The 21,537-nt window shown below is 54.2% G+C and carries 22 protein-coding genes; 12 read left to right on the forward strand and 10 right to left on the reverse strand.

All coding sequences use genetic code 11. The annotated features are described in order from the left end of the window. The first annotated feature begins 145 nt into the window (after positions 1-145). Both yccA and tusE read left to right on the forward strand, forming a co-directional pair. Entirely contained in the window at positions 146-805 is a 660-nt protein-coding gene (yccA, locus tag ACSPHG_RS15145; protein WP_435954338.1) for an FtsH protease modulator YccA, read from the forward strand. Between the two features lie 105 nt (positions 806-910). After that, complete coding sequence (gene tusE / locus ACSPHG_RS15150; protein WP_435954339.1) at positions 911-1,240, forward strand: sulfurtransferase TusE; 330 nt, start codon at positions 911-913, stop codon at positions 1,238-1,240. Here the strand turns inward: tusE and yccX are convergent. Next, entirely contained in the window at positions 1,237-1,518 is a 282-nt protein-coding gene (gene yccX, locus ACSPHG_RS15155) for an acylphosphatase (protein ID WP_435954340.1), read from the reverse strand. The genes tusE and yccX overlap by 4 nt on opposite strands. Positions 1,519-1,608: 90 nt before the next feature. Between yccX and rlmI the strand changes: the two genes are divergently transcribed. Together rlmI and hspQ are read left to right on the forward strand one after the other, a co-directional pair. Continuing rightward, complete coding sequence (rlmI, locus tag ACSPHG_RS15160) at positions 1,609-2,799, forward strand: 23S rRNA (cytosine(1962)-C(5))-methyltransferase RlmI (RefSeq protein ID WP_435954341.1); 1,191 nt, start codon at positions 1,609-1,611, stop codon at positions 2,797-2,799. Between the two features lie 60 nt (positions 2,800-2,859). Further along, positions 2,860-3,177 (forward strand): heat shock protein HspQ, encoded by a 318-nt coding sequence (hspQ, locus tag ACSPHG_RS15165; protein WP_435954342.1) that lies wholly within the window; start codon positions 2,860-2,862, stop codon positions 3,175-3,177. Positions 3,178-3,204: 27 nt separating this feature from the next. Here the strand turns inward: hspQ and ACSPHG_RS15170 are convergent, their stop codons facing one another. After that, the gene (locus tag ACSPHG_RS15170; RefSeq protein ID WP_435954343.1) at positions 3,205-3,618 is read right to left on the reverse strand and encodes a CoA-binding protein; all 414 of its coding nucleotides are present in this window, start codon (positions 3,616-3,618) and stop codon (positions 3,205-3,207) included. 193 nt (positions 3,619-3,811) lie between these two features. On the opposite strand from ACSPHG_RS15170, the gene csgI reads away from it, so the two are divergent. Both csgI and mgsA read left to right on the forward strand, forming a co-directional pair. Then, on the forward strand, positions 3,812-4,471 hold the full coding sequence (gene csgI, locus ACSPHG_RS15175) for a curli synthesis inhibitor (RefSeq protein ID WP_435956035.1): 660 nt from the start codon (positions 3,812-3,814) through the stop codon (positions 4,469-4,471). Positions 4,472-4,569: 98 nt separating this feature from the next. Further along, positions 4,570-5,028: a methylglyoxal synthase gene (gene mgsA, locus ACSPHG_RS15180; protein ID WP_435954344.1), complete on the forward strand. Its 459-nt coding sequence runs from the start codon at positions 4,570-4,572 to the stop codon at positions 5,026-5,028. Here mgsA and helD read toward each other — a convergent pair whose 3' ends face one another. Beyond that, positions 5,029-7,083 carry a DNA helicase IV gene (gene helD, locus ACSPHG_RS15185; protein ID WP_435954345.1) on the reverse strand — a complete coding sequence of 685 codons (2,055 nt, stop codon included), beginning with the start codon at positions 7,081-7,083 and terminating at the stop codon, positions 5,029-5,031. It lies immediately after the preceding gene. A 129-nt stretch (positions 7,084-7,212) separates the two neighbouring features. Here helD and ACSPHG_RS15190 point away from each other — a divergent pair, with 129 nt between their 5' ends. Beyond that, on the forward strand, positions 7,213-7,659 hold the full coding sequence (locus tag ACSPHG_RS15190; RefSeq protein ID WP_435954346.1) for a YccF domain-containing protein: 447 nt from the start codon (positions 7,213-7,215) through the stop codon (positions 7,657-7,659). 21 nt (positions 7,660-7,680) lie between these two features. Then, positions 7,681-9,816 carry a YccS family putative transporter gene (gene yccS, locus ACSPHG_RS15195; RefSeq protein WP_435954347.1) on the forward strand — a complete coding sequence of 712 codons (2,136 nt, stop codon included), beginning with the start codon at positions 7,681-7,683 and terminating at the stop codon, positions 9,814-9,816. Here the strand turns inward: yccS and ACSPHG_RS15200 are convergent. After that, positions 9,813-10,427, reverse strand: coding sequence for a TfoX/Sxy family DNA transformation protein (locus ACSPHG_RS15200; RefSeq protein ID WP_435956036.1), 615 nt, complete (start codon positions 10,425-10,427; stop codon positions 9,813-9,815). The two genes, yccS and ACSPHG_RS15200, sit on opposite strands and share 4 nt — an antisense overlap. 218 nt (positions 10,428-10,645) lie before the next feature. Between ACSPHG_RS15200 and sulA the strand changes: the two genes are divergently transcribed. Both sulA and ompA read left to right on the forward strand, forming a co-directional pair. Then, positions 10,646-11,155 (forward strand): SOS-induced cell division inhibitor SulA, encoded by a 510-nt coding sequence (gene sulA / locus ACSPHG_RS15205; protein WP_435954348.1) that lies wholly within the window; start codon positions 10,646-10,648, stop codon positions 11,153-11,155. Positions 11,156-11,513: 358 nt separating this feature from the next. Next, on the forward strand, positions 11,514-12,590 hold the full coding sequence (gene ompA / locus ACSPHG_RS15210; protein ID WP_435954349.1) for a porin OmpA: 1,077 nt from the start codon (positions 11,514-11,516) through the stop codon (positions 12,588-12,590). 88 nt (positions 12,591-12,678) lie between these two features. On the opposite strand, the gene matP is transcribed toward ompA, so the two are convergent. After that, the gene (matP, locus tag ACSPHG_RS15215; RefSeq protein ID WP_435954350.1) at positions 12,679-13,131 is read right to left on the reverse strand and encodes a macrodomain Ter protein MatP; all 453 of its coding nucleotides are present in this window, start codon (positions 13,129-13,131) and stop codon (positions 12,679-12,681) included. A gap of 175 nt (positions 13,132-13,306) precedes the next feature. Here matP and ACSPHG_RS15220 point away from each other — a divergent pair, with 175 nt between their 5' ends. Both ACSPHG_RS15220 and fabA read left to right on the forward strand, forming a co-directional pair. Next, complete coding sequence (locus ACSPHG_RS15220; protein WP_435954351.1) at positions 13,307-15,061, forward strand: AAA family ATPase; 1,755 nt, start codon at positions 13,307-13,309, stop codon at positions 15,059-15,061. A 68-nt stretch (positions 15,062-15,129) separates the two neighbouring features. Next, complete coding sequence (gene fabA / locus ACSPHG_RS15225) at positions 15,130-15,648, forward strand: bifunctional 3-hydroxydecanoyl-ACP dehydratase/trans-2-decenoyl-ACP isomerase (RefSeq protein ID WP_435954352.1); 519 nt, start codon at positions 15,130-15,132, stop codon at positions 15,646-15,648. Positions 15,649-15,708: 60 nt separating this feature from the next. Here the strand turns inward: fabA and rmf are convergent, their stop codons facing one another. From rmf to ACSPHG_RS15250, 5 genes are all read right to left on the reverse strand, one after another. Next, positions 15,709-15,876 (reverse strand): ribosome modulation factor, encoded by a 168-nt coding sequence (gene rmf / locus ACSPHG_RS15230; protein ID WP_167608359.1) that lies wholly within the window; start codon positions 15,874-15,876, stop codon positions 15,709-15,711. A 270-nt stretch (positions 15,877-16,146) separates the two neighbouring features. After that, positions 16,147-16,713, reverse strand: coding sequence for a membrane integrity-associated transporter subunit PqiC (pqiC, locus tag ACSPHG_RS15235; protein WP_435954353.1), 567 nt, complete (start codon positions 16,711-16,713; stop codon positions 16,147-16,149). Then, positions 16,710-18,350 carry an intermembrane transport protein PqiB gene (gene pqiB / locus ACSPHG_RS15240; protein ID WP_435954354.1) on the reverse strand — a complete coding sequence of 547 codons (1,641 nt, stop codon included), beginning with the start codon at positions 18,348-18,350 and terminating at the stop codon, positions 16,710-16,712. The genes pqiC and pqiB overlap by 4 nt, the downstream gene beginning before the upstream one ends. Then, positions 18,340-19,608: a membrane integrity-associated transporter subunit PqiA gene (gene pqiA / locus ACSPHG_RS15245; RefSeq protein WP_435954355.1), complete on the reverse strand. Its 1,269-nt coding sequence runs from the start codon at positions 19,606-19,608 to the stop codon at positions 18,340-18,342. The genes pqiB and pqiA overlap by 11 nt, the downstream gene beginning before the upstream one ends. 16 nt (positions 19,609-19,624) lie before the next feature. Then, positions 19,625-21,532, reverse strand: coding sequence for an ABC transporter ATP-binding protein (locus tag ACSPHG_RS15250; RefSeq protein WP_435954356.1), 1,908 nt, complete (start codon positions 21,530-21,532; stop codon positions 19,625-19,627). Between the last annotated feature and the right edge of the window lie 5 nt (positions 21,533-21,537).

Genomic DNA, 21,537 nt, shown 5'->3' on the forward strand with positions numbered 1-21,537 from the left:
GCAATATTTTTCAGCCACCTATAAGCGAGAGATCTGGAACAATTTCTGAACGGTCAGCAGGTAAAGATGGGTAAAAAAGCTTTCGCGCAATAAAGGTGCCGCTTATTCTCCATCACCATCTATACCCTTAAGAGAGAGTCTCTGAATGGAACGCATTGTTACCTCCGCACGTGACCGTTCGTCGCTGCTAAGCACCCATAAGGTGCTACGTAATACCTATTTTCTGCTCAGCCTGACGCTGGCGTTTTCGGCGATTGTGGCCACCGCCAGCACCGTGCTGATGCTGCCATCGCCAGGGCTGATTCTTACGCTGGTCGGGATGTACGGCCTGATGTTCCTGACCTACCGCCTGGCGAATAAGCCAACCGGCATTATCGCGGCCTTCGCCTTCACCGGCTTCCTGGGTTATATCCTTGGGCCAATGCTCAACGCCTATCTGTCTGCGGGCATGGGCGATGTGATTGGCATGGCGCTGGGCGGCACGGCGCTTGTGTTCTTCTGCTGTTCGGCCTACGTCCTGACCACCCGCAAAGACATGTCTTTCCTGGGCGGTATGCTGATGGCGGGCGTGGTCGTGGTGCTGGTGGGTATGGTGGCTAACATCTTCCTGCAGCTCCCGGCCCTACACCTGGCGATTAGCGCGGTGTTTATTCTGATCTCCTCCGGTGCCATTCTGTTTGAGACCAGCAATATCATTCGCGGCGGTGAGACTAACTACATTCGCGCAACGGTGAGCCTGTACGTTTCTCTGTACAATATCTTCATCAGCCTGCTCAGCATCCTTGGGTTTGCTAGCCGCGATTAACGGTCACCCTCTTCTATTCTCAGCCTCGCTTATGCGGGGCTTTGTTTTTTCTGGCGGAGCAAATTTGTTACACTGCCCACAGTTTGATTAAGGTTGCGGATTGCTATGCTGACGTTTGAAGGTAAAGAGATTGAAACCGATGCCGACGGGTATCTGAAAAACAGCGCGGAGTGGAGTGAACCTCTCGCAGTCGTGATTGCAGAACGCGAAGGGATTACCCTCGCCGTTGAGCATTGGGAAGTGGTTCGTTTCGTGCGTGAGTTCTATCTGGAGTTCAACACCTCCCCGGCTATCCGAATGCTGGTGAAGGCCATGGCGAATAAATTCGGCGAAGAGAAAGGCAACAGCCGTTATTTATATCGTCTTTTCCCGAAAGGCCCGGCAAAGCAGGCGACAAAAATCGCCGGCCTGCCAAAACCGGTGAAGTGCATTTAGTAGCGGATGCCGAAGTTGGTCCACTCTCTGTCAGGTTGATGGGGTTCAGTCAGAACTTTGTCGACCCTGGCACTGCGCGGGCCTCCTGCTTTTAGCCATTCGACAAGCTGTTCCACCGCCGCAGCCTCACCGCAGGCCAGCACCTCAACGCTGCCGTCATCCATATTGCGAGCGTAGCCGTTAAGTCCAAGCTTTTGCGCCTCGCGCTGGGTGCTGTAGCGAAAACCCACGCCCTGAACCATGCCGTGCACCCAGGCAAGCGTACATACTGAAGCCATAACTTCCTCCGTTTCGGGTTCTTGCGTTGCATTTCCCGGAGCTAACCCGGAAAATGACGCCCAATTCTTAGCAAAACAGCCTATTAATATATGACCGTACGTTTAGTGTTAACCAAAGGGCGCGAAAAATCTTTATTGCGCCGCCATCCGTGGGTATTTTCTGGCGCCGTTGCGCGCGTGGAAGGCAAGGCCAACTCCGGTGAAACGATTGATGTCGTTGACAGCCAGGGCAAGTGGATAGCCCGCGCAGCCTATTCGCCTTCGTCGCAAATCCGCGCCCGCGTCTGGACCTTCGATGCCGATGAAAGCGTCGACATCGCCTTTTTCGCGCGTCGCCTGAAGCAGGCCCAGCAGTGGCGCGAATGGCTCGCTAAGCGTGATGGGCTGGACAGCTACCGCCTGATTGCCGGCGAGTCCGACGGCATGCCTGGCATCACTATCGACCGCTTCGGTAATTTCCTGGTGCTCCAGCTACTTTCTGCCGGTGCGGAATACCAGCGTCCTGCCCTGGTTGCCGCGCTGCAGGAACTGTACCCGGAATGCGCCATCTACGATCGTTCTGACGTTGCCGTGCGCAAAAAAGAAGGCCTGGAGCTGACTCAGGGCCCGGTAAGCGGCGAACTGCCGCCGGACCTGCTGCCGATTGAAGAACACGGCATGAAGCTGCTCGTCGATATCAAAGGCGGGCACAAAACGGGCTACTACCTCGACCAACGCGATAGCCGCTTCGCCACCCGCCAGTACGTTAAAGACAAACGCGTGCTGAACTGCTTCTCCTACACCGGCGGGTTTGCCGTCTCGGCGCTGATGGGCGGCTGCAGCCAGGTGGTGAGCGTTGATACCTCGCAGGACGCGCTTGATGTGGCGAAGCAAAACGTCGAACTTAACAAGCTGGACCTCAGCAAGGCCGAATTCCTGCGCGACGATGTGTTCAAGCTGCTGCGCAAGTACCGCGACCAGGGCGAAAAATTCGACGTGATCGTAATGGATCCGCCCAAATTCGTTGAGAATAAAAACCAGCTTATGGGCGCGTGTCGCGGCTACAAGGACATCAACATGCTGGCAATCCAGCTGCTGAACCCGGGCGGCATCCTGATGACCTTCTCCTGCTCAGGGCTGATGACAACCGAGCTATTCCAGAAAATCATTGCCGACGCCGCCGTAGATGCCGGTCGTGATGTACAATTTATAGAGCAGTTCCGTCAGGCGGCCGATCACCCGGTGATCGCAACCTATCCGGAAGGTCTGTATCTGAAAGGGTTTGCCTGTCGCGTCATGTAGGTTGAAAACTGGAAAATTGCCCACATCTCTGTGCAAAGCAATATTTCCCGGGAGGTGACTATGATTGCCAGCAAATTCGGAATTGGTCAGCAGGTGCGCCATTCATTGCTGGGATATTTAGGGGTAGTAGTCGACATTGACCCCGAGTATTCCCTGGATGAACCGGCGGATGATGAAATGGCCGACAATGACGCTTTGCGTACCGCGCCCTGGTATCACGTGGTGATGGAAGATGACGATGGCCAGGCCGTGCATACCTATCTTGCTGAGGCCCAACTGAGCTGGGAGTCGCAGGACGAGCACCCTGAACAGCCTTCGATGGACGAACTGGCTGCCTCCATTCGGCAACAGCTTCAGGCACCTCGCCTGCGTAATTGACAAAAACCCCGCAGGCGCGGGGTTTTCTTATTTAGCAAGCCCGAGCCGCGGGATTTCAATCGCCGGGCAACGGTCCATCACCACTTTTAAACCCGCGTCCTGCGCCAGCACCGCCGCCTGTTCGTTGATCACGCCAAGCTGCATCCACAGCGTTTTCGCGCCGATAGCGATGGCGTCTTTGGCTACGTCCCACGCCGCCTCGGAATTACGAAATACGTCCACCATATCCACCTTCTTCGGGATTTCCGTAAGGCTGCCGTAGCCCTGCTGCCCTAACAGCGTTTTGCCCGCCACCTTCGGTGAAACGGGGATCACCTCGTAGCCCTGTTTTAAAAGATAATCCATCACACGATAGCTCGGGCGGTCGGGTTTATCGCTCGCCCCCACCAGCGCGATGGTATGGGTATTCTTTAAAATACTGGCGATATCTGGCTGATTCATGGCGCTCTCCGGCTGAATGAAGTTCCCAAAAGTGTATGTCAAACGTTACTCACTCACCATCTTTCCCATACAGATGTATGAGAGCAAAACTTGAGAATATGTCTATATGTTAATGAGGCGACATTATGAAAAGTTTTGATACATTCAGGAACGGCTACTGCGGGGCGTACTGATGCGGGAGAAATGCGTGAAAATAGAGCCTTGTCTGCTCCTCTGCTGTGCCCTGTTCCTACCTTGTTCCGCGTGGGCGACGACTCTGCGGCTGTCAACGGATGTTGATTTGCTGGTGCTCGACGGTAAAAAAGTTTCCAGCTCGCTCTTAAAAGGTGCGGACAGCCTCGAGCTGGATAACGGCCCGCATCAGATAGTTTTTCGTATCGAAAAGAACGTGCGGGCAAACGTGCGCGAGCAGCGGCTTTATATTTCCGCACCGCTGGTCGTAAGCTTTGATACCAAAGAAATCAGCCAGGTTAATTTTAGCCTTCCGCGTATCGAAAATGAAAAAGAGAGCGAGGTTTTCGACGAAGCTCCTCACCTGCAGCTCCTCGACGGCAGCGCGGTGAGCATTCCCCTTAAGCTTGACGTGCTTGATATCAGAACCACGCCGCAGGGCATTGATTATGAAAATGATACACAGCGCTACAACAAAGCGGGAAAAGCGGCGTCGATGCCGCAGTTTACGATTATGATGGCCGATGATAGCGCTCTGCTCTCAAGAACCTCTGAGCTTGATCCCCCCGTGCGCCCTTCCGAAACGCTTACCGAACAGCGGCTGAAATACTGGTTTATACAGGCAGACAAAACGACGCGGGAACGCTTTTTACAGTGGGTAAAAGACCATCCATCGCCATAATCATCGACTCTTTAAGCGCATTTTTTTGATTGCCTTCTCTTGCAGCAACAGTGGCTTCCAGTAAGCTGTAGCCCACGCTCACCAATCAGGATTTCCCCATGGAATTAACGACCCGCAAGCTTGCGGCTAACAAACATATTGCGCTGGTCGCCCACGATCACTGCAAAGAGGCATTGCTGAAATGGGTAGAACGCCATAAGGCGTCGCTGGCGCATCACGTGCTCTACGCCACTGGCACCACGGGTAATCTGATCCAACGCGCCAGCAGGCTGGACGTTAACGCGATGCTGAGCGGCCCGATGGGCGGCGACCAGCAGGTTGGCGCGTTGATTTCAGAAGGGAAAATTGACGTGCTGATCTTCTTCTGGGACCCGCTAAACGCCGTGCCGCACGATCCCGATGTTAAAGCGCTGCTGCGTCTTGCCACGGTATGGAATATTCCCGTTGCCACCAATTTATCCACGGCGGATTTCATTATTCAGTCGCCGGGCTTCAATCAGGATGTGGAAATCCTCATCCCGGATTATCAACGCTACCTGGCTGACAGGCTGAAATAACTAAGGTCGGCCTGCGGTCGGTACGCCGAGCCGCTTGAGGATATCGACAAAATCGGATGGCTCTTTTTTGTTAAAGAGCAGCCAAACGCGATGGCGCGCCCGCGTCATCGCGACATACAACAGCCGCCGTTCCTCGGCATCCAGAAAATCTTCCGGCTGCGGCAACAGCGCCTGCTCCATGATCGATTCCCTTGCCGGAGCCGGGAAACCGTCCTTGCCCTGCTGCAAGCCCAGCACGATGACATAGTCTGCCTGCTGGCCCTTGCTGGCGTGAACGGTCATGAAATCTATGTTCAGTTTTGGCCAGCGAGTCGCCGCCTTTTCAAGGCTTGCCGGGCGTAGATGGTGGTAACGGGCGAGCACCAAAATGCGTTCTTCGGGTTTGGCGTAGCCGCTTAGCTTATCGAGGAGATTATCCAGCTGGTCGTCCGGCAGCAGCGTGACGGATTTTTTATCCCCTTTTGACAGGCTGTTTAACGGCTTAGCCAACTGATTTGGGTTTTGCTGGATGAAGCCGTTAGCGATTTCGCCAATGCGGTCATTGAAGCGGTAGGTGGTGTCCAGCGCGCACTGGTCCCCTTCGCCAAAGTGATGGGAGAACGCCGTGGTGAGCGCCATTTCCGCGCCGCTGAAGCGATAAATTGCTTGCCAGTCGTCACCGACTGCATAAAGAGACGTGTGCGAATTCTGCCGACGAAGTGCTGCCAGCAGCGCGGCACGCTGCGGGGAGATATCCTGAAACTCATCCACCAGGATGTGCTTCCACGGGCTGATAAACCGGCCTTTCTCCAGCACGTTTACCGCCTGATGAATCAGCCCTGAAAAATCTACCGCCTCTTCGGCTTTTAGCGCCGTCTTCCAGGTTTTAAGTAAGGGAGCCATAAGCTTGACGCGTTTTGCGAAGAGATCGCGCAGCGCTTCCGGACAGCCAGCGATCATCTCCGCCTGTGAACCGCCGTGCATGCGAATCAGGCCTAACCAGCGATCCAGCCTGCTCGCCAAACGTTTAGCCAGGCGTTCGTTCTGCCAGAAATCCCCTTCAGGAACATCCCATTCAAGCTCGTCGCTCAGCCATTCCCGCCAGCCTTTCGCCTGCGCTTTTTTCTCGCGGCACTGCTGCTGCCAGCTGTCGATTAATAGCTTATGGCGGGCGGAGGTATCTGATTCCAGCTCGCTGATTCGCGGCGCTTTGCGGCTGCCCTGCTGAATAATGTGCAGCGCCAGCGCATGGAAAGTACGCGCGGTGATGGCGTCCGTGTGCAGGCGTTCGGCGATGCGCTGATCCATTTCCTGCGCCGCCTGACGACCAAACGCCAGCAGAAGAATTTGATCTTCTGAGGCTTCGCCTCGCTGCAGCAGCCAGCCTGCGCGCGCCACCAGTACGGAGGTCTTGCCGCTACCCGCCCCCGCTAGCACCAACAGCGAATCTTCGCCGTTGACCACGGCACGCGCCTGGGATGGATTGAGAGGTGAGCTTTCGACCTGCTGGAAGAAATCGGCATATTTTTCGAGCATACGCTCGGTATAGGCGGCATTGCGTTCGGCGCGACGGTGCTCGCCCTGTTCAAGCCACGCTTTACAGGCAAGCCAGGCCTCCCGGCAGTTATCAAACTCTTCTAATCTTGCCTGAGGGAGCGGCAGCGCCGCAAAAGCAGACCTGACGTTTTGCTGTAGCGCTTCCATATCGCTGCGTTTGAACCATTTTTCCTGCTGGGTGCGGCGGGTGATTTCTTCGTATTGTTCGCTCAGCACCCCGGCTGCGACCTCGCTCATCTCGCTGCTCCAGGTCTGCCAGAGCGCGTTGAGATGATGATAGAAGCGTTGAGTTTCGCCCCATTCAGTACCGTGCAGGCGCACGACCTTATCGTCCGGCAGCACAAACTCTAATTCCCCCCACACCAGGCCGCGCTTGATGTTAATCGCCACCAGCTGGTTGAAGGGGATAAGGTATTCATGACGATCGCCCTTAACCTCCACACCGGCACTAAGTAACTTCACGCGGTTGTAGGGATGCTGTGCTAAATGTTTGCCAAGGGAGGTCGCTTTGAGTTCCATTACGCTTTGTCTGCTCCAAAAAGAAGTTGCCGCTAAGTTTAACCGCCGAAGGAATGACGCTCCAGCGTAAAAACGCGTTACAATTGCGGCGGTTATTCATTATATGCCGTTTATCAACGAAGAGTGCTTATGCGTACAGTCCTTAATGTCTTGAACTTTGTGCTGGGTGGTTTCCTGACAACCCTCTCCTGGCTACTGGCCACTCTCGTCAGTATTATTTTTATTTTCACGCTTCCGCTGACGCGTTCCTGCTGGGAGATTACCAAGCTGTCGTTTGTGCCCTATGGCAACGAGGCCATCCATGTTGATGAGCTGAATCCGCAGGGTAAAAGCGCCATTCTGAATACCGGCGGCACGCTGCTGAATATCGTCTGGCTGGTATTCTTCGGCTGGTGGCTTTGCGTTATGCACATCCTGACGGGCATCGCGCAGTGCATCACCATCATCGGCATTCCGGTTGGGATTGCGAATTTCAAAATTGCCGCGATTGCGCTGTGGCCGGTTGGACGCCGCGTTGTCTCTGTCGAAACGGCTCAGGCGGCGCGTACTGCTAATGCGCAGCGCCGTTTCCAGTAACGCCCAGGGAATCGCATACTCATGCTTAGTCCTTTATTGCGGCGTTACACCTGGAACAGTGCCTGGCTTTACAACCTGCGTATTTTTATTGCGCTGACCGGCACGGCGGCGCTTCCATGGTGGCTGGGCGAAGTTAAACTGACGATTCCGTTGACGCTCGGCGTGGTCGCCGCGGCGCTGGCCGATTTGGACGACCGGCTCACCGGGCGTCTTCGCAACCTGGTTATCACGCTGGTCAGTTTCTTTATTGCGTCCGCCTCCGTCGAAATCCTCTTCCCGTGGCCCTGGCTGTTCGCTTTAGGGCTGATGGTGTCGACCAGCGGTTTCATTCTGCTGGGCGGGCTTGGCCAGCGTTATGCGACGATTGCCTTTGGCGCACTGCTCATCGCCATCTATACCATGCTCGGTATCTCCCTATACGAGCATTGGTATCAGCAGCCGCTGTATCTGCTGGCGGGTGCCGTTTGGTATAACCTGCTGACGCTTGCCGGGCACCTGATCTTCCCCATCCGTCCCCTACAGGACAACCTCGCCCGCTGCTATGACAATTTGGCGCAGTATCTGGAAATCAAAGCGACGCTTTTTGACCCGGATATCGAAGAGGAAAGCCAGGCGCCAATGCTCGACTTGGCGATGGCAAACAGCCAGCTGGTTAGTACGCTGAATCAGACGAAGGCCTCGCTCCTGACGCGCCTGCGTGGTGACCGCGGGCAGCGGGGCACCCGGCGAACCCTGCACTACTATTTTGTCGCGCAGGATATCCACGAGCGGGCCACCTCGTCGCATATTCAATATCAGACGCTGCGGGATAAGTTCCGCTACAGCGATATCATGTTCCGCTTCCAGCGTCTGCTAAACATGCAGTCACGGGCCTGTCAGCAGCTTTCACGCTCCATCCTGCTGCGGGAGCCCTACCAGCATGACCCGAGGTTTGAGCGGGCTTTCACGCATCTAGAAGCCGCAATTGAAAGGAACAACGCGGGCAGCGCCGCCGGCAGCGAAATGAAAGCATTAGGTTTTTTGCTTAATAACCTGCGCGCTATCGATGCCCAGCTTGCCACCATCAAATCTGAACAGGCGCTGGCGGCACCGCATAACGATATTGAAAACCGCCTTGCGGACGACAGGCTGACGGGTATCGGGGATATGTGGCTGCGCCTTACGCGTAACCTGACCCCGGAATCGGCCCTGTTCCGTCATGCCGTGCGTATGTCGGTCGTGCTCTGTGTCGGCTATGCGTTCATTCAGTTTACCGGGCTTCAACACGGCTATTGGATCCTTCTGACCAGCCTGTTTGTCTGCCAGCCGAACTACAGCGCCACCCGCAGGCGGCTCGCTTTGCGTATCGTTGGCACCCTTGTCGGCGTGGCGATTGGCCTGCCGATACTGTGGTTCGTGCCTTCTCTTGAAGGTCAGCTGATACTGATCGTGATCACTGGTGTTCTGTTCTTCGCCTTCCGTAACGTTCAATATGCCCACGCAACGATGTTCATCACCCTGCTCGTTTTGCTGTGCTTCAACCTGCTGGGCGAAGGGTTCGAAGTCGCGCTACCGCGCATCATTGATACCCTGCTGGGCTGCGCTATTGCCTGGGCCGCCGTGAGCTTTATTTGGCCAGACTGGCGCTTCCGCCGCCTGCCGCTGGTCGTCGAACGGGCCTTTAATGCCAACTGCCGTTACCTGGATGCCATTCTTGAGCAGTATCATCAGGGAAGGGACAACCGCCTCGAATACCGTATCGCTCGCCGTGACGCACATAATCGTGACGCCGAGCTTGCTTCAGTGGTGTCGAATATGTCCTCTGAACCCCGAGTTTCGCCAGAAACCAGAGAGACAGCCTTCCGCCTGTTATGCCTGAATCATACGTTTAACAGCTATATTTCGGCTTTGGGCGCGCATCGAGAAAAGCTTTCCAATGCCGATATCCTGCTGCTACTGGACGACGCGGTTTGCTACGTTGACGACGCGCTTCATCATTTGCCAGCAGATGAGCAGCGGGTGCAGACCGCGCTTCAGGAAGTGAGCGAGAGGATTACCCATATCGAGCCGGGTCCTGACACTAAAGAACCGCTTGTGCTTCAGCAGATAGGGCTACTGGTCTCACTGCTGCCGGAAATTTCACGTCTCCAGCAGCGTGTCGCTAACCACATCGACTAGCGTTTGCGACGTTCTTCATAACGATAATACCAGTCTAAAAGCTCCTGGCGGGTTGCCGCCGGGAGCGCGGCTTCATGTGTCCCGGTAATCGCCCCCGCAAGGGCCAGCAGCGTTTTTGAACCCACGAACTTTTTCACGCTGCGTAGTTTGATCCACGAACGCTTAGCGCCATAGGCCTGGAGCGCACGGGGATCCGCAATACCCGCTTCCCATAGCCACATCTCAATGTTCACCGAAAGATTGGGTAAATCCTTCAAACGCTTTTGTGATTTACGTACAACCTTTTCACGCCGCGCGCTCCTTAGCGCATTTGTAGAAAGCTTCAGCAGCTTGTCCCTGTCCGACCACAGCGCTTCGTCAACGTGATAATAATTAAGAACGATGGGCTTTCCCCTTTTGCTGCAGATGAGCGGCGGCGCAGCCTTGTTAGCAAAATAGGTTTCGCTATCCTCACACGCTCTCAGGTATAGCTCACCGTCCGAAACCATGGCGAAGACGACATTCTCAACGGACAGGCTATAGCCGCCAAACTGCGAACGGTATTGCACCGCCCCAAGAGGGGAAAGACATTCCTGCGATTGATGAATCAATAAATGCGACTTTATTCTCATGAATATATCCTTAAATATCATGAAGTAATAAGAACCAGCCTTATTACGCTTTCCTCCACTAGGAAAATAAGTAACCAGAACAAAGGGTGCAATCACAATTTAGGATTCTGAGATTTTGTATAAAAGAAATGCGAGATGCTTTCCGAAATTTCGATTGATCTTTATCCGCACAGGCATTACTGTATAAACATACAGTAACCCATCAGGCGGGATTCACTATGCACTCACAGAACTATCGTACTCACCTTCTAAACAACACAGCCGTTGGCTCTACACCTGTTGAACCTTTTGCAGGAAGCGATGTTAGAGGATTGATAAGTGAAGTGGTTTACAGCGAAGACCAGCCGTGGATGACTCAACTGGTGTTATTGCCTTTGCTGCAAAAACTGGGTCAGCAGTCGCGCTGGCAGCTTTGGCTAACGCCTCAGCAAAAACTGAGTCGCCAATGGGTAGAAGCATCCGGGTTACCGCTCACAAAAGTGATGCAGGCAAGCCAGCTTGATCCACTTTTTACCGTTGATGCTATGGTAAAAGCATTGCAAACGGGAAATTACAGCGTTGTAATCGGTTGGTTACCTGACGAATTGAGCGATGATGAACACTTTCGACTCGCGAATGCGGCCGAAAAAGGTAACGCGATGGGCTTCATTATGAGGCCAATGCGTACCTCTAAGTCCGGTTGCAGACCACGAACCGGCCTAAAAATTCATTCTAGTTTGTATCATTAAGTAAATTTAAGAGTAATCCTGGTATTTTTTATTCGATTGCTACAAGACCTTGTCATTCATCACGAATCCCCTTCCCAAGCCGCTTCTGGCGGCATTCCTTGCGAAACACCATGGCGCAATTGTGCGCAAGGTTGTTACGAAATGTGTATGCAAGTCGTTTTTTTTCATATGCCTGACAGAGTTCACACTTGTAAGTTTCCAACTACGTTGTAGACTTTAGCTCGCCAGGGTTGCTCTTCATAACGCCGACTGATCGGTAGAGTAACAATTGAGCGTTAACCCGGGCGAAGGATTTAACCCTGGGCTTTGACGAAGTTTAAGGCTCATGGCCTATTTGGATGATAATGAGGCGCAAAAAATGAAAAAGACAGCTATCGCGATTGCAGTGGCACTGGCTGGCTTCGCTACCGTAGCGCAGGCCGCACCGAAAGATAACACCTGGTATGCTGGTGGTAAGCTGGGCTGGTCTCAGTACCACGACACCGGTTTCTCCAACCAGAACGGCTATGATAGCGGCATCGGTAATGGCCCTACTCATGAAAGCCAGCTGGGTGCAGGTGCTTTCGGTGGTTACCAGGTTAACCCGTACGTTGGTTTTGAAATGGGTTACGACTGGTTAGGTCGTATGCCATACAAAGGCAGCGTTGAAAACGGTGCTTTCAAAGCGCAAGGCGTTCAGTTGACTGCTAAACTGGGCTACCCGATCACTGACGATCTGGATATCTACACTCGTCTGGGTGGTATGGTATGGCGTGCAGACTCTAAAGCTCTGAACGCTGCTGGTAACCGTGTAAGCGATCACGACACTGGCGTATCTCCGCTGGCTGCTGGTGGTATCGAGTGGGCTGTTACCCGCGATATCGCTACTCGCCTGGAATACCAGTGGACCAACAACATCGGTGACGCTGCTACCGTTGGCGCTCGTCCAGACAACGGCATGCTGAGTGTTGGTGTTTCTTACCGTTTCGGTCAGCAAGAAGCTGCTCCAGTTGTAGCTCCGGCTCCAGCTCCAGCTCCAGAAGTACAGACCAAGCACTTCACTCTGAAGTCTGACGTTCTGTTCAACTTCAACAAATCCACTCTGAAACCGGAAGGTCAACAGGCACTGGATCAGCTGTACACCCAGCTGAGCAACCTGGATCCGAAAGATGGTTCTGTTGTCGTTCTGGGCTTCACCGACCGTATCGGTTCTGACCAGTACAACCAGAAACTGTCTGACAAACGTGCACAGTCTGTTGTTGATTACCTGATCTCTAAAGGTATCCCGGCTAACAAGATCTCCCCACGCGGTATGGGCGAATCTAACCCGGTAACTGGCAACACCTGTGATAACGTAGCTCCTAAAGCTAAACTGATTGATTGCCTGGCACCAGATCGTCGCGTTGAGATCGAAGTTAAAGGTATCAAAGACGTTGTAACTCAGCCTGCGGCATAAGTTACCGTTATAAAAAAACCCCGCTCCGGCGGGGTTTTTTATTGTCTGAAAAATCAGAATCGTTATCGCAGTTGGCTTTTTTAGAAGCTTATTCTTTACCGAGTAACGCTTGCAGATCCTGCTTGAGATTAGACATCTGGCTTGCGTATTTCTCTTTACGCTCTGCGTCTTCTATCAGTTGGACGATGGTCTCAGACAGTGTGCAGCCACGGCGCTGGGCAAGGCCGGCAAGTCTCTGCCAGACCAGGTATTCCAGATCGATTGATTTCTTCCGCGTATGCTGATGTTCCGCATTAAAGTGACGCTTGCGGCGGGCACGAATCGTTTGCTTCATACGATTATGCAGCACGGGGTTCATGTGCTGTTCAATCCAACCTGACACCAGGACAGGTTCATTTTCAAGGCTGAGCAGCGCGTCCACGGCCTCTTTCGCCGCACTGGCTTCGATATACCGTGTGATGAGTTCACCCTCACGGTGTTTCTTCACCAGATACTTCCACTTCCAGCCGCTCTCGAGATTTTCTAACTGTTGATATTTCATCGCGATCTCAGTGTGACCGTGTAACTTACTTCAGGATAACAGTTTTTAGCACTTTCGCTCACCTGAAAAATGAAAGCTGTGAGCCGCTTAAGGTTGTTATCTAGCATTAACCGTGTGCTGTCCGGCCTATTCTTGTATAATCGCGCCTTTGAAATCTAATTAATAAATAGCGACTTTGACGACTAATCGACTTGAATGGCGTGCCCTTGTTCCCGATACCGAGAGTTATCAGGAAATCTTTGCGCAGCCTTATGACACCGACTCTGCGCCCTTCTCTGCCGTCCAGTCTCGCCTTTATTACGGCCTGGAACAGCTGAGCCATCCGGTAGCCTCGTCCGACCTGATGCTGGTAAAAGCCGCAGAAGAGTCCGAGTACCTCAATCTGATTGCCGCCGCTGCCCGCGAAGTCTGGCAACCTACCGAAACGTTAATCGGCGGGCATTACCTCATTGAAGGCAATCGCATCACGCTTCGCCCAGCTGAAGAGCAGGATGATGCCTTTGTCGGTAGCGGCGATGTCGTCGTCGCCGACTGGGTTGAAGCCGAACAGCTCTTTGGCTGCGTACGCCAGTTCGCAGGTGAAATTACCCTGACGCCTGGCGCGTTACACCGTGCAAACGGCGGCGTGCTGGTGCTTTCGTTAAGAAGCGTGCTGGCGCAGCCGCTGCTGTGGCTACGCCTGAAGCAAATGGTCACCCAAGCCCGCTTTGACTGGATTTCTCCGGACGAAACCCGTCCGCTGCCGGTGCATATTCCTTCCCTGCCCCTGAACGTGAAACTGATTCTGGTCGGCGAACGTGAATCGTTGGCTGATTTCCAGGACATGGAGCCCGAGCTTGCCACGCAGGCCATCTACAGCGAATTCGAAGAAAACCTGCAGATCACTTCTCCGGAAGATATGACGCTCTGGTGCCAGTGGATCTACGCGATTGCCGAGTCCCGCGGCCTGCCCTCTCCGGCCCAGGATGCCTGGCCCGTTCTGATCAGAGAATCGGTTTGTTACACCGGCGATCAGGAAACACTGACCCTGTGCCCGCTGTGGATCGTCCGTCAGCTACGTGAAGTTGCGGCCTTTACCGAGGACGCGACGTTCAGCGGCGAGCAGCTTTCGCAAATGCTGGTACAGCGCGAATGGCGCGAAGGGTATCTCGCGGAGCGCATGCAGGATGAAATTCTGCTCGAGCAAATCCTCATCGAAACCGAAGGTGAGATGGTCGGGCAGATTAATGCGCTATCGGTTATTGAATTCCCAGGTCACCCGCGCGCATTCGGTGAACCTTCCCGCATCAGCTGCGTGGTCCACGTTGGCGACGGCGAATTCACAGACGTTGAGCGCAAAGCCGAGCTTGGCGGCAACATTCACGCTAAGGGCATGATGATCATGCAGGCGTTTTTGATGTCCGAACTACAGCTTGAGCAACAAATTCCCTTCTCTGCTTCAATTACCTTTGAGCAGTCTTACAGCGAAGTCGACGGCGACAGCGCCTCAATGGCTGAACTGTGTGCGCTGATCAGCGCCCTGGCAAACGTTCCGATCAATCAGCACATTGCGATTACCGGTTCCGTTGACCAGTTTGGCCGTGTCCAGCCGGTCGGCGGGCTGAATGAGAAAATCGAAGGCTTCTTCCGCATCTGCCAGCAAAGAGAGCTGTCAGGCAAACAGGGCGTCATTATTCCTTTTGCCAACGTGCGTCATCTTTGTCTGCATCAGGACGTCCTGAATGCGGTTGAACAAGGTCAATTCTCAATCTGGGCAATTGACGATGTGGCAGATGCGCTACCCTTATTAACGAATCTGCCATGGGATGGTGAAGGGCAAAATACCCTGATGCGCGCGGTCCTTGAGCGAATTGCTCAGGCCTCGGCACAGGACATCCGGCACCGTTATCCGTGGCCACTGCGGTGGCTCAACTGGTTCAACCACAACTGATCGGACTTGTTGAGCGTACACGTGTTAGCTAACCTGCGTGCTTCATTATAAAAAGGCTTACTGTAGACATGGTAGATAAACGCGAATCCTATACAAAAGAAGATCTTCTTGCCTCTGGTCGTGGCGAACTGTTTGGTGCTGAAGGCCCACGGTTACCCGCGCCTCCAATGCTGATGATGGACCGCGTGGTCAAAATGACCGAAGACGGCGGTAACTTCGATAAAGGTTACGTTGAAGCAGAATTAGATATTTCCCCTGACCTGTGGTTCTTTGCCTGCCACTTCATCGGTGACCCGGTGATGCCAGGCTGTCTGGGGCTGGACGCAATGTGGCAGTTGGTAGGTTTCTACCTGGGCTGGCTGGGCGGTGAAGGTAAAGGCCGTGCGCTGGGCGTAGGTGAAGTTAAGCTTCAGGGCCAGATTCTGCCAACCGCGAAGAAAGTGACCTACCGTATTCACTTCAAACGCGTTATTAACCGTCGCCTGATTATGGGCATGGCTGATGGCGAAGTATTGGTTGACGGCCGTGTGATTTACACCGCAACCGATATGAAAGTGGGTCTGTTCAAAGACACTACCGCTTTCTAATCCTCAGAAACGTGAAACCTCCGCCGGGCGGAGGTTTCTTTCAACTTAAAGAGACAGTGATTACGCGGTAACCGCCCTGTCTTCCATGGCTTCTCGCCAGCCTCCCATCCAGTACGACCTCTGATTCAATGCCTGATAAGGACAAATCTCTTTAGAGCGTCCGGCGATACCTGCTTGATAACCACGTTGATGAGCCCGTTCCAGGCGATCTCGTTTTTGTCTCTTCATGCCTCGTTTCCCTCATTTCTTGATCTATCAAATGGATCTGGTGGAAAGAAAACAGTGATTACAAAACGTGCAACCACATCTAACGAATAACCGTAAACGGGCGTGGCGTCAATGCGCAAAATTCACGCCAATGTCACAAATGTGAGCTACTCGGAAGTTCGTTTGTACAAAAACTGTGACGGCGCACAGGTAACAAACTCATCTCAAAAAGAAAAGCTGCGCTTCGCTGTTAAGGCGAAGAACGCAGCTAAATTGTGCGGAGAAGTGAAATTAATTCAGACGGGTTAACTGGCTGGCGATGCTTTGCGCCTCCTGCTGCCATGCCTGCGCCAGGGTTTTCACCATCGCGTCGTAGCCATCTTCCTGCTGCTTCAGCTCAATCTGGAACGGACGTTTAATCAGCTGCCCCTGATGATTGAGCAGCCATTCGCCGCTAACAATTACTTTGCCGTCGTAGCGACCGTGAAACCCCGTAACGTTCACATTCAGAGTATCCTGATCGCTGCCCAGCGGGGTTGATGCAACCACCCAGCCCGGCAACACGCTGCTGAGATTACTTACCAGCGTGTTGCGCAGCTGCTGATCCAGCGGGCTCGCCCAGAGATTGCTGGTCGCAATCACGTACTGCACGTCGCTGGTCTGATAAACCACGCCGTTGCCGGCGAGGTAATCAGGCACCGCAACCTGTTCAACCCACAATAGATGGGTGCCAGGTTGGCTCACGGCCTGCAGAGCAGGCGCGGAGCTTTGCGGAAGCTGGTAATACGTTTTTCCATTCTCGCTGCTGCTACAGGCGCTCAGAGCCAGTACAGCGATAAGCGTTAACCACTTTTTCATTCTTTAGCCCTCTTTGGCTGCGGGTCTTTCTTGTCCTTCGCTTCAAAGACCAGCGAGTTGCTCTTATCGTTCAACGTGCGCAGAACCGGCTGTAGCTCACGAAGAACCTGATCCAGACGCTGCATATCCGCTACCATCTTGTTATAGGCTGCGGAACCCGGCTGGAAGCCCTGCATGCTGCGATTAAGCTCGCGCAGCGTTTTCTGCATGTCGTCCGGCAGGGACTGCATCGATTTATTAGAGGTAATCTTGTTGAGATTATCTAACGTCTGCTGCAGATGCTGCATGGTTCGCTGGCTCTCGGCGAGCGATTTGGTCGTTTGCTCAATCATCGGGTTAAGCGGCAGATTGTTAATCTTGTCGAGCGTTTCCAGCAGACGCTGCTGAATCTGCGCCAGCCCGCCGCTCATCGTTGGGATGATCGGATAGCCGCTGAAGCTCTTCATGCCCGTCATCGGCTCGGCCTTCGGATAGAAGTCGAGATCGATGTACAGCGCGCCGGTAACCAGGTTGCCGTTTTTCAGGGAGCCGCGCAGGCCACGCTTGAGCAGTACGGCCAGGTTTTCCTGAATGTCCGTTTCTTCGCCAATCATGTTCTGCAGACGCTCAGGTTCGATGCGGATCAGAACAGGAATACGGAAATCATCGTTCAGCGCCTGGCGCATACCCGGCGTAAAGAACGGCACGCGGGCAACGGTACCCAGACGTATGCCTCGGAACTCAACGGGCGCGCCCGGCTGGAGGCCGCGAATCGAATCTTTGAAGAACATCAGGTAATCGATGTGTTGGGTATAAAGCGAATCCTGAATGCTCTTCTGATCGTCGAAGAGTTTGAAATCGCTGCCGGTTTTTACCGGCTCGCCAAGCTCAAGGCCGTCAGGAACGTCAAAACTTACTCCGCCGCTAAACAGCGTGGTTAAAGAACCCATTTCAACGCGCATACCCTGCGAAGACAGGTCGACCGCTACGCCGCTGTCCTTCCAGAAGCGCACGTTGCTGGTGACCAGACGGTCGTTTGGCGCGCTGATGAACAGCTGATAGCTGATGCTGCGCTTGGCGGCATCAAAGTTGCTGGTTTCAACCGAGCCGACGCGATAGCCGCGGAACAGCACCGGGTCGCCGGGGGTAAGCTGGCCCGCCTTGGCGCTGTCGAGCGTAACGCGAATGCCTTTAGCGTCAGGCGGCGCGAGCGGAGGCGCGTCCAGCAGATCGTAGCGCTCCGGCTGCGGGCCTTTCGAACCCGGCTGCAGTTCGATATATGCCCCAGATAAAAGCGTGCCAAGGCCAGAAATGCCCTCGCGCCCTACCTGCGGCTTAACGACCCAGAAGACTGAATCCTTGTGCAGCAGCTTTTCCATCCCCGAATTCATTCGCGCGGTGATTTCAACGTGATGCAAATCATCGGAAAGCACGGCGCTTTCAACCACGCCCACGTCAACGCTGCGGCTTTTGATGGTGGTTTTCCCGCCTTCAATGCCCTCGGCATTCGTGGTAATCAGCGTGACCTCTGGCCCCTGATGGCTGTAGTGATAAAACAGGATCCAGGCGCCGATAAGCGCGGTCACGATGGGGAATATCCACACCGGGGACCAGTTTTTCACCTTTTGTACTTTCGCTTCCCCGCTTTTATTTTCCATGCTCAGACGACTCCTCATGAGGTGAATCTGGTGCGCGATCCCAGGACAAGCGAGGGTCAAAGGTCATCGCAGCAAACATTGTCAAAATAACTACTAATGCAAACATTAACGCGCCGATCGCCGGATAGATGTTCATCAGTGCGCCCATTCTCACCAATGCGGAGAGCACGGCGATAACAAAGACATCGATCATCGACCAGCGGCCAACAAATTCAACCACTTCATAAATCAGGTGCATGCGCTCGCTGTCGCGCTTGCCGTGGCCTTTGGCATCCCAGCATAGCCACGCGATAGCCAGCATTTTTAGCGTCGGCACCATGATACTGGCGATAAATATCACCATCGCCACCGGATAGGAGCCTTCGCTCCAAAGCAGGATCACCCCGGCAAGTATCGTCGACGGCATCTTGGTGCCCAGCAGCTCGGTTATCATAATCGGCAAAATATTTGCCGGTAGATATAGCATGATCGACGTGATCAGCAGCGCCAGCGTCCACTGCAAACTGTGCTTGCGGCGAATGTGGCCTTTCGTTTCACAGCGCGGACAAACCAGCGTCTCCGCCGGAACGATCGCGGTGCAGCAGGAGCAGGAACGCAGCCCCTGATTAATCCCCGTGACGCCTACTTTCAGCGGCTGCTCAACCGCTGGCATAGGCGCTATATCGTCCCACAGCCAGCGCCTGTCAACACACTGGAAGGCACGCAGCTGCAGAATGCAGAACAGGCACCAGGGAACAAAGCTGCTACCCACGCCAATATCGCCGTAGGCCATCAGCTTCACGAAGCTCACCAATATCCCGGCCAGGAATATTTCAGCCATTCCCCATGATTTAAGCTGGAACAGCACGCGCGCCATCCTCCGCTGCAAAACTTCCGGCAGCCTGACGCGATTCACTAACAGCAAAATGGTGATGAGGCAGAAAGTGGGTACGGCCTGAACGAACAGGACGAAAAACGTCCCGAGGCTTGCGTAATCCTCAGAAAACATCACGCCCGGGATCTGTAACAGCGTGACTTCGCTGGTGACGCCAGCCACTTTCATATTAATAAACGGGAACAGGTTGGCCAGCAGCAGCATAAAAAGGGCCGACAGCGCGTACGCCGTAGGCCGCTGACGCGGGGATGGCCACTGTGTGGTTAGCGTTGTGCCGCAACGTGGGCAGGCGGCCTTTTGGCCGTCCTGCAATTCTGGTAGTGCCACCAGCAAATCACATTGTGGACACAATATGTGCGAACGAGGATGATGCGTGGCACACATATCGGGTCTCCTTACGTTATGCGCCGTTTTTCAGAGACTCGAGGTACTCCCAGCGTTCAAAAGCGTCTTCCAGTGCTTTTTCGGCAGCGGCCAGCTCGCTCAATACTTTTTGCGTTGCGTCGTGCGGTTGGTTAAAGAACTCAGCGTCACCGACTTTTGCCTGCAGCGCTTCGAGTTGAGCTTCCAGCTCTTCAAGGCGCTGCGGCAGCTGTTCCAGTTCACGTTGCAGGTTATAGCTTAGTTTGCTATTGCCGCGTTTTACAGCTTCGGCCTTCGCGGGTTCGTTCTTTTGTTGCTTATCCTGTACGGCATCACGCAGCGAGCGGGTAGAGCCCTGCTGGCCTTTTGCATCATGATAGCCGCCAACGTAGCGCCCGATTTTACCTTCACCCTCGAAGATCCAGCATTCGGTCACGGTGTTATCAACGAACTGACGGTCGTGGCTCACCAACATAACGGTACCCTGGTAACCGTCAATCAGCTCTTCCAGCAGTTCCAGCGTTTCGACATCAAGGTCGTTGGTCGGTTCATCGAGGATCAGCAAATTGCTTGGTTTTAAGAATAAACGCGCTAATAACAGACGATTACGCTCACCACCCGACAGCGCGCGAACCGGCGTCATCGCGCGTTTAGGATGGAACAGGAAGTCCTGCAGGTAGCCAAGCACGTGTCGCGGCTTGCCGTTAACCATCACTTCCTGCTTGCCTTCCGCGAGATTGTCCATCACGGTACGGTCCGGATCCAGCTCCGCACGGTGCTGGTCAAAGTAGGCAACTTCGAGTTTGGTCCCGCAGTGTACGCGGCCGCTGTCGGCTTCAAGCTGGCTTAGCATCAGCTTAAGCAGCGTGGTTTTACCGCAGCCGTTTGGCCCCACCAGCGCGATTTTATCGCTGCGCTGCACCTGGGCGGAGAAGTCCTTAACCAGCACTTTATTCGCCACCTGGTAGCAAACGTCCTCCATTTCAAAGACGATCTTGCCTGAACGCGCGGCCTCTTCGACCTGCATTTTGGCGCTGCCCAACACTTCACGACGTTCACCACGTTCGCGGCGCATCGCTTTCAAGGCGCGCACGCGGCCTTCGTTACGCGTGCGGCGCGCTTTGATGCCCTGGCGGATCCACACTTCTTCCTGGGCAAGCTTGCGGTCGAACTCTGCGTTTTGCAGCTCTTCCACGCGCAGCGCTTCTTCTTTTGCCAGCAGATACTGATCGTAATCCCCCGGGTAAGAAACCAGCTTGCCGCGGTCAAGATCGACAATGCGCGTCGCCATGTTGCGAATAAACGAACGGTCGTGCGAGATGAAGATAATGCTGCCCTGGAACTCTTTTAAGAAGCCTTCGAGCCAGTCGATGGTTTCAATATCCAGGTGGTTCGTTGGTTCATCTAACAGCAGAACGCGCGGGGAGCTGACCAGCGCGCGGCCCAGCGCCGCTTTACGCAGCCAGCCGCCGGAAAGCGCGGACAGCTCGGTGTCCGCTTCAAGTCCCAGCTGCTCAAGCACTTCGTTGATGCGGCTATCAAGCTGCCAAAGCCCCTGGTGATCCATGATTTCCTGGATACGGGCCATTTCGTTGAGGTTCTTTTCGCTCGGATCGGACATCACCTTGTGGGAGATGTCGTGGTAGGCCTTCACGTATTCAGCCTGTTCTTCCACGCCTTCCGCTACGAAGTCATACACGGTACCGGCCACGTTACGCGGTGGATCCTGTTGTAGACGCGCGACAATCAGATCCTGCTCGTAAACCATGCGCCCGTCGTCTAACGGCAGCTCACGGTTGAGGATTTTCATCAGCGTGGATTTCCCCGCGCCGTTACGGCCAACCAGACAAACGCGTTCGTTTTCTTCGATGTGTAATTCAGTGTTATCTAACAGCGGCGCGTCGCTAAACGACAGCCAGGCACCGTGCATACTAATTAATGACATGACTA

It is taken from the genome of Dryocola baronae (assembly GCF_051297175.1).
Taxonomy (GTDB): Bacteria; Pseudomonadota; Gammaproteobacteria; order Enterobacterales; family Enterobacteriaceae; genus Dryocola.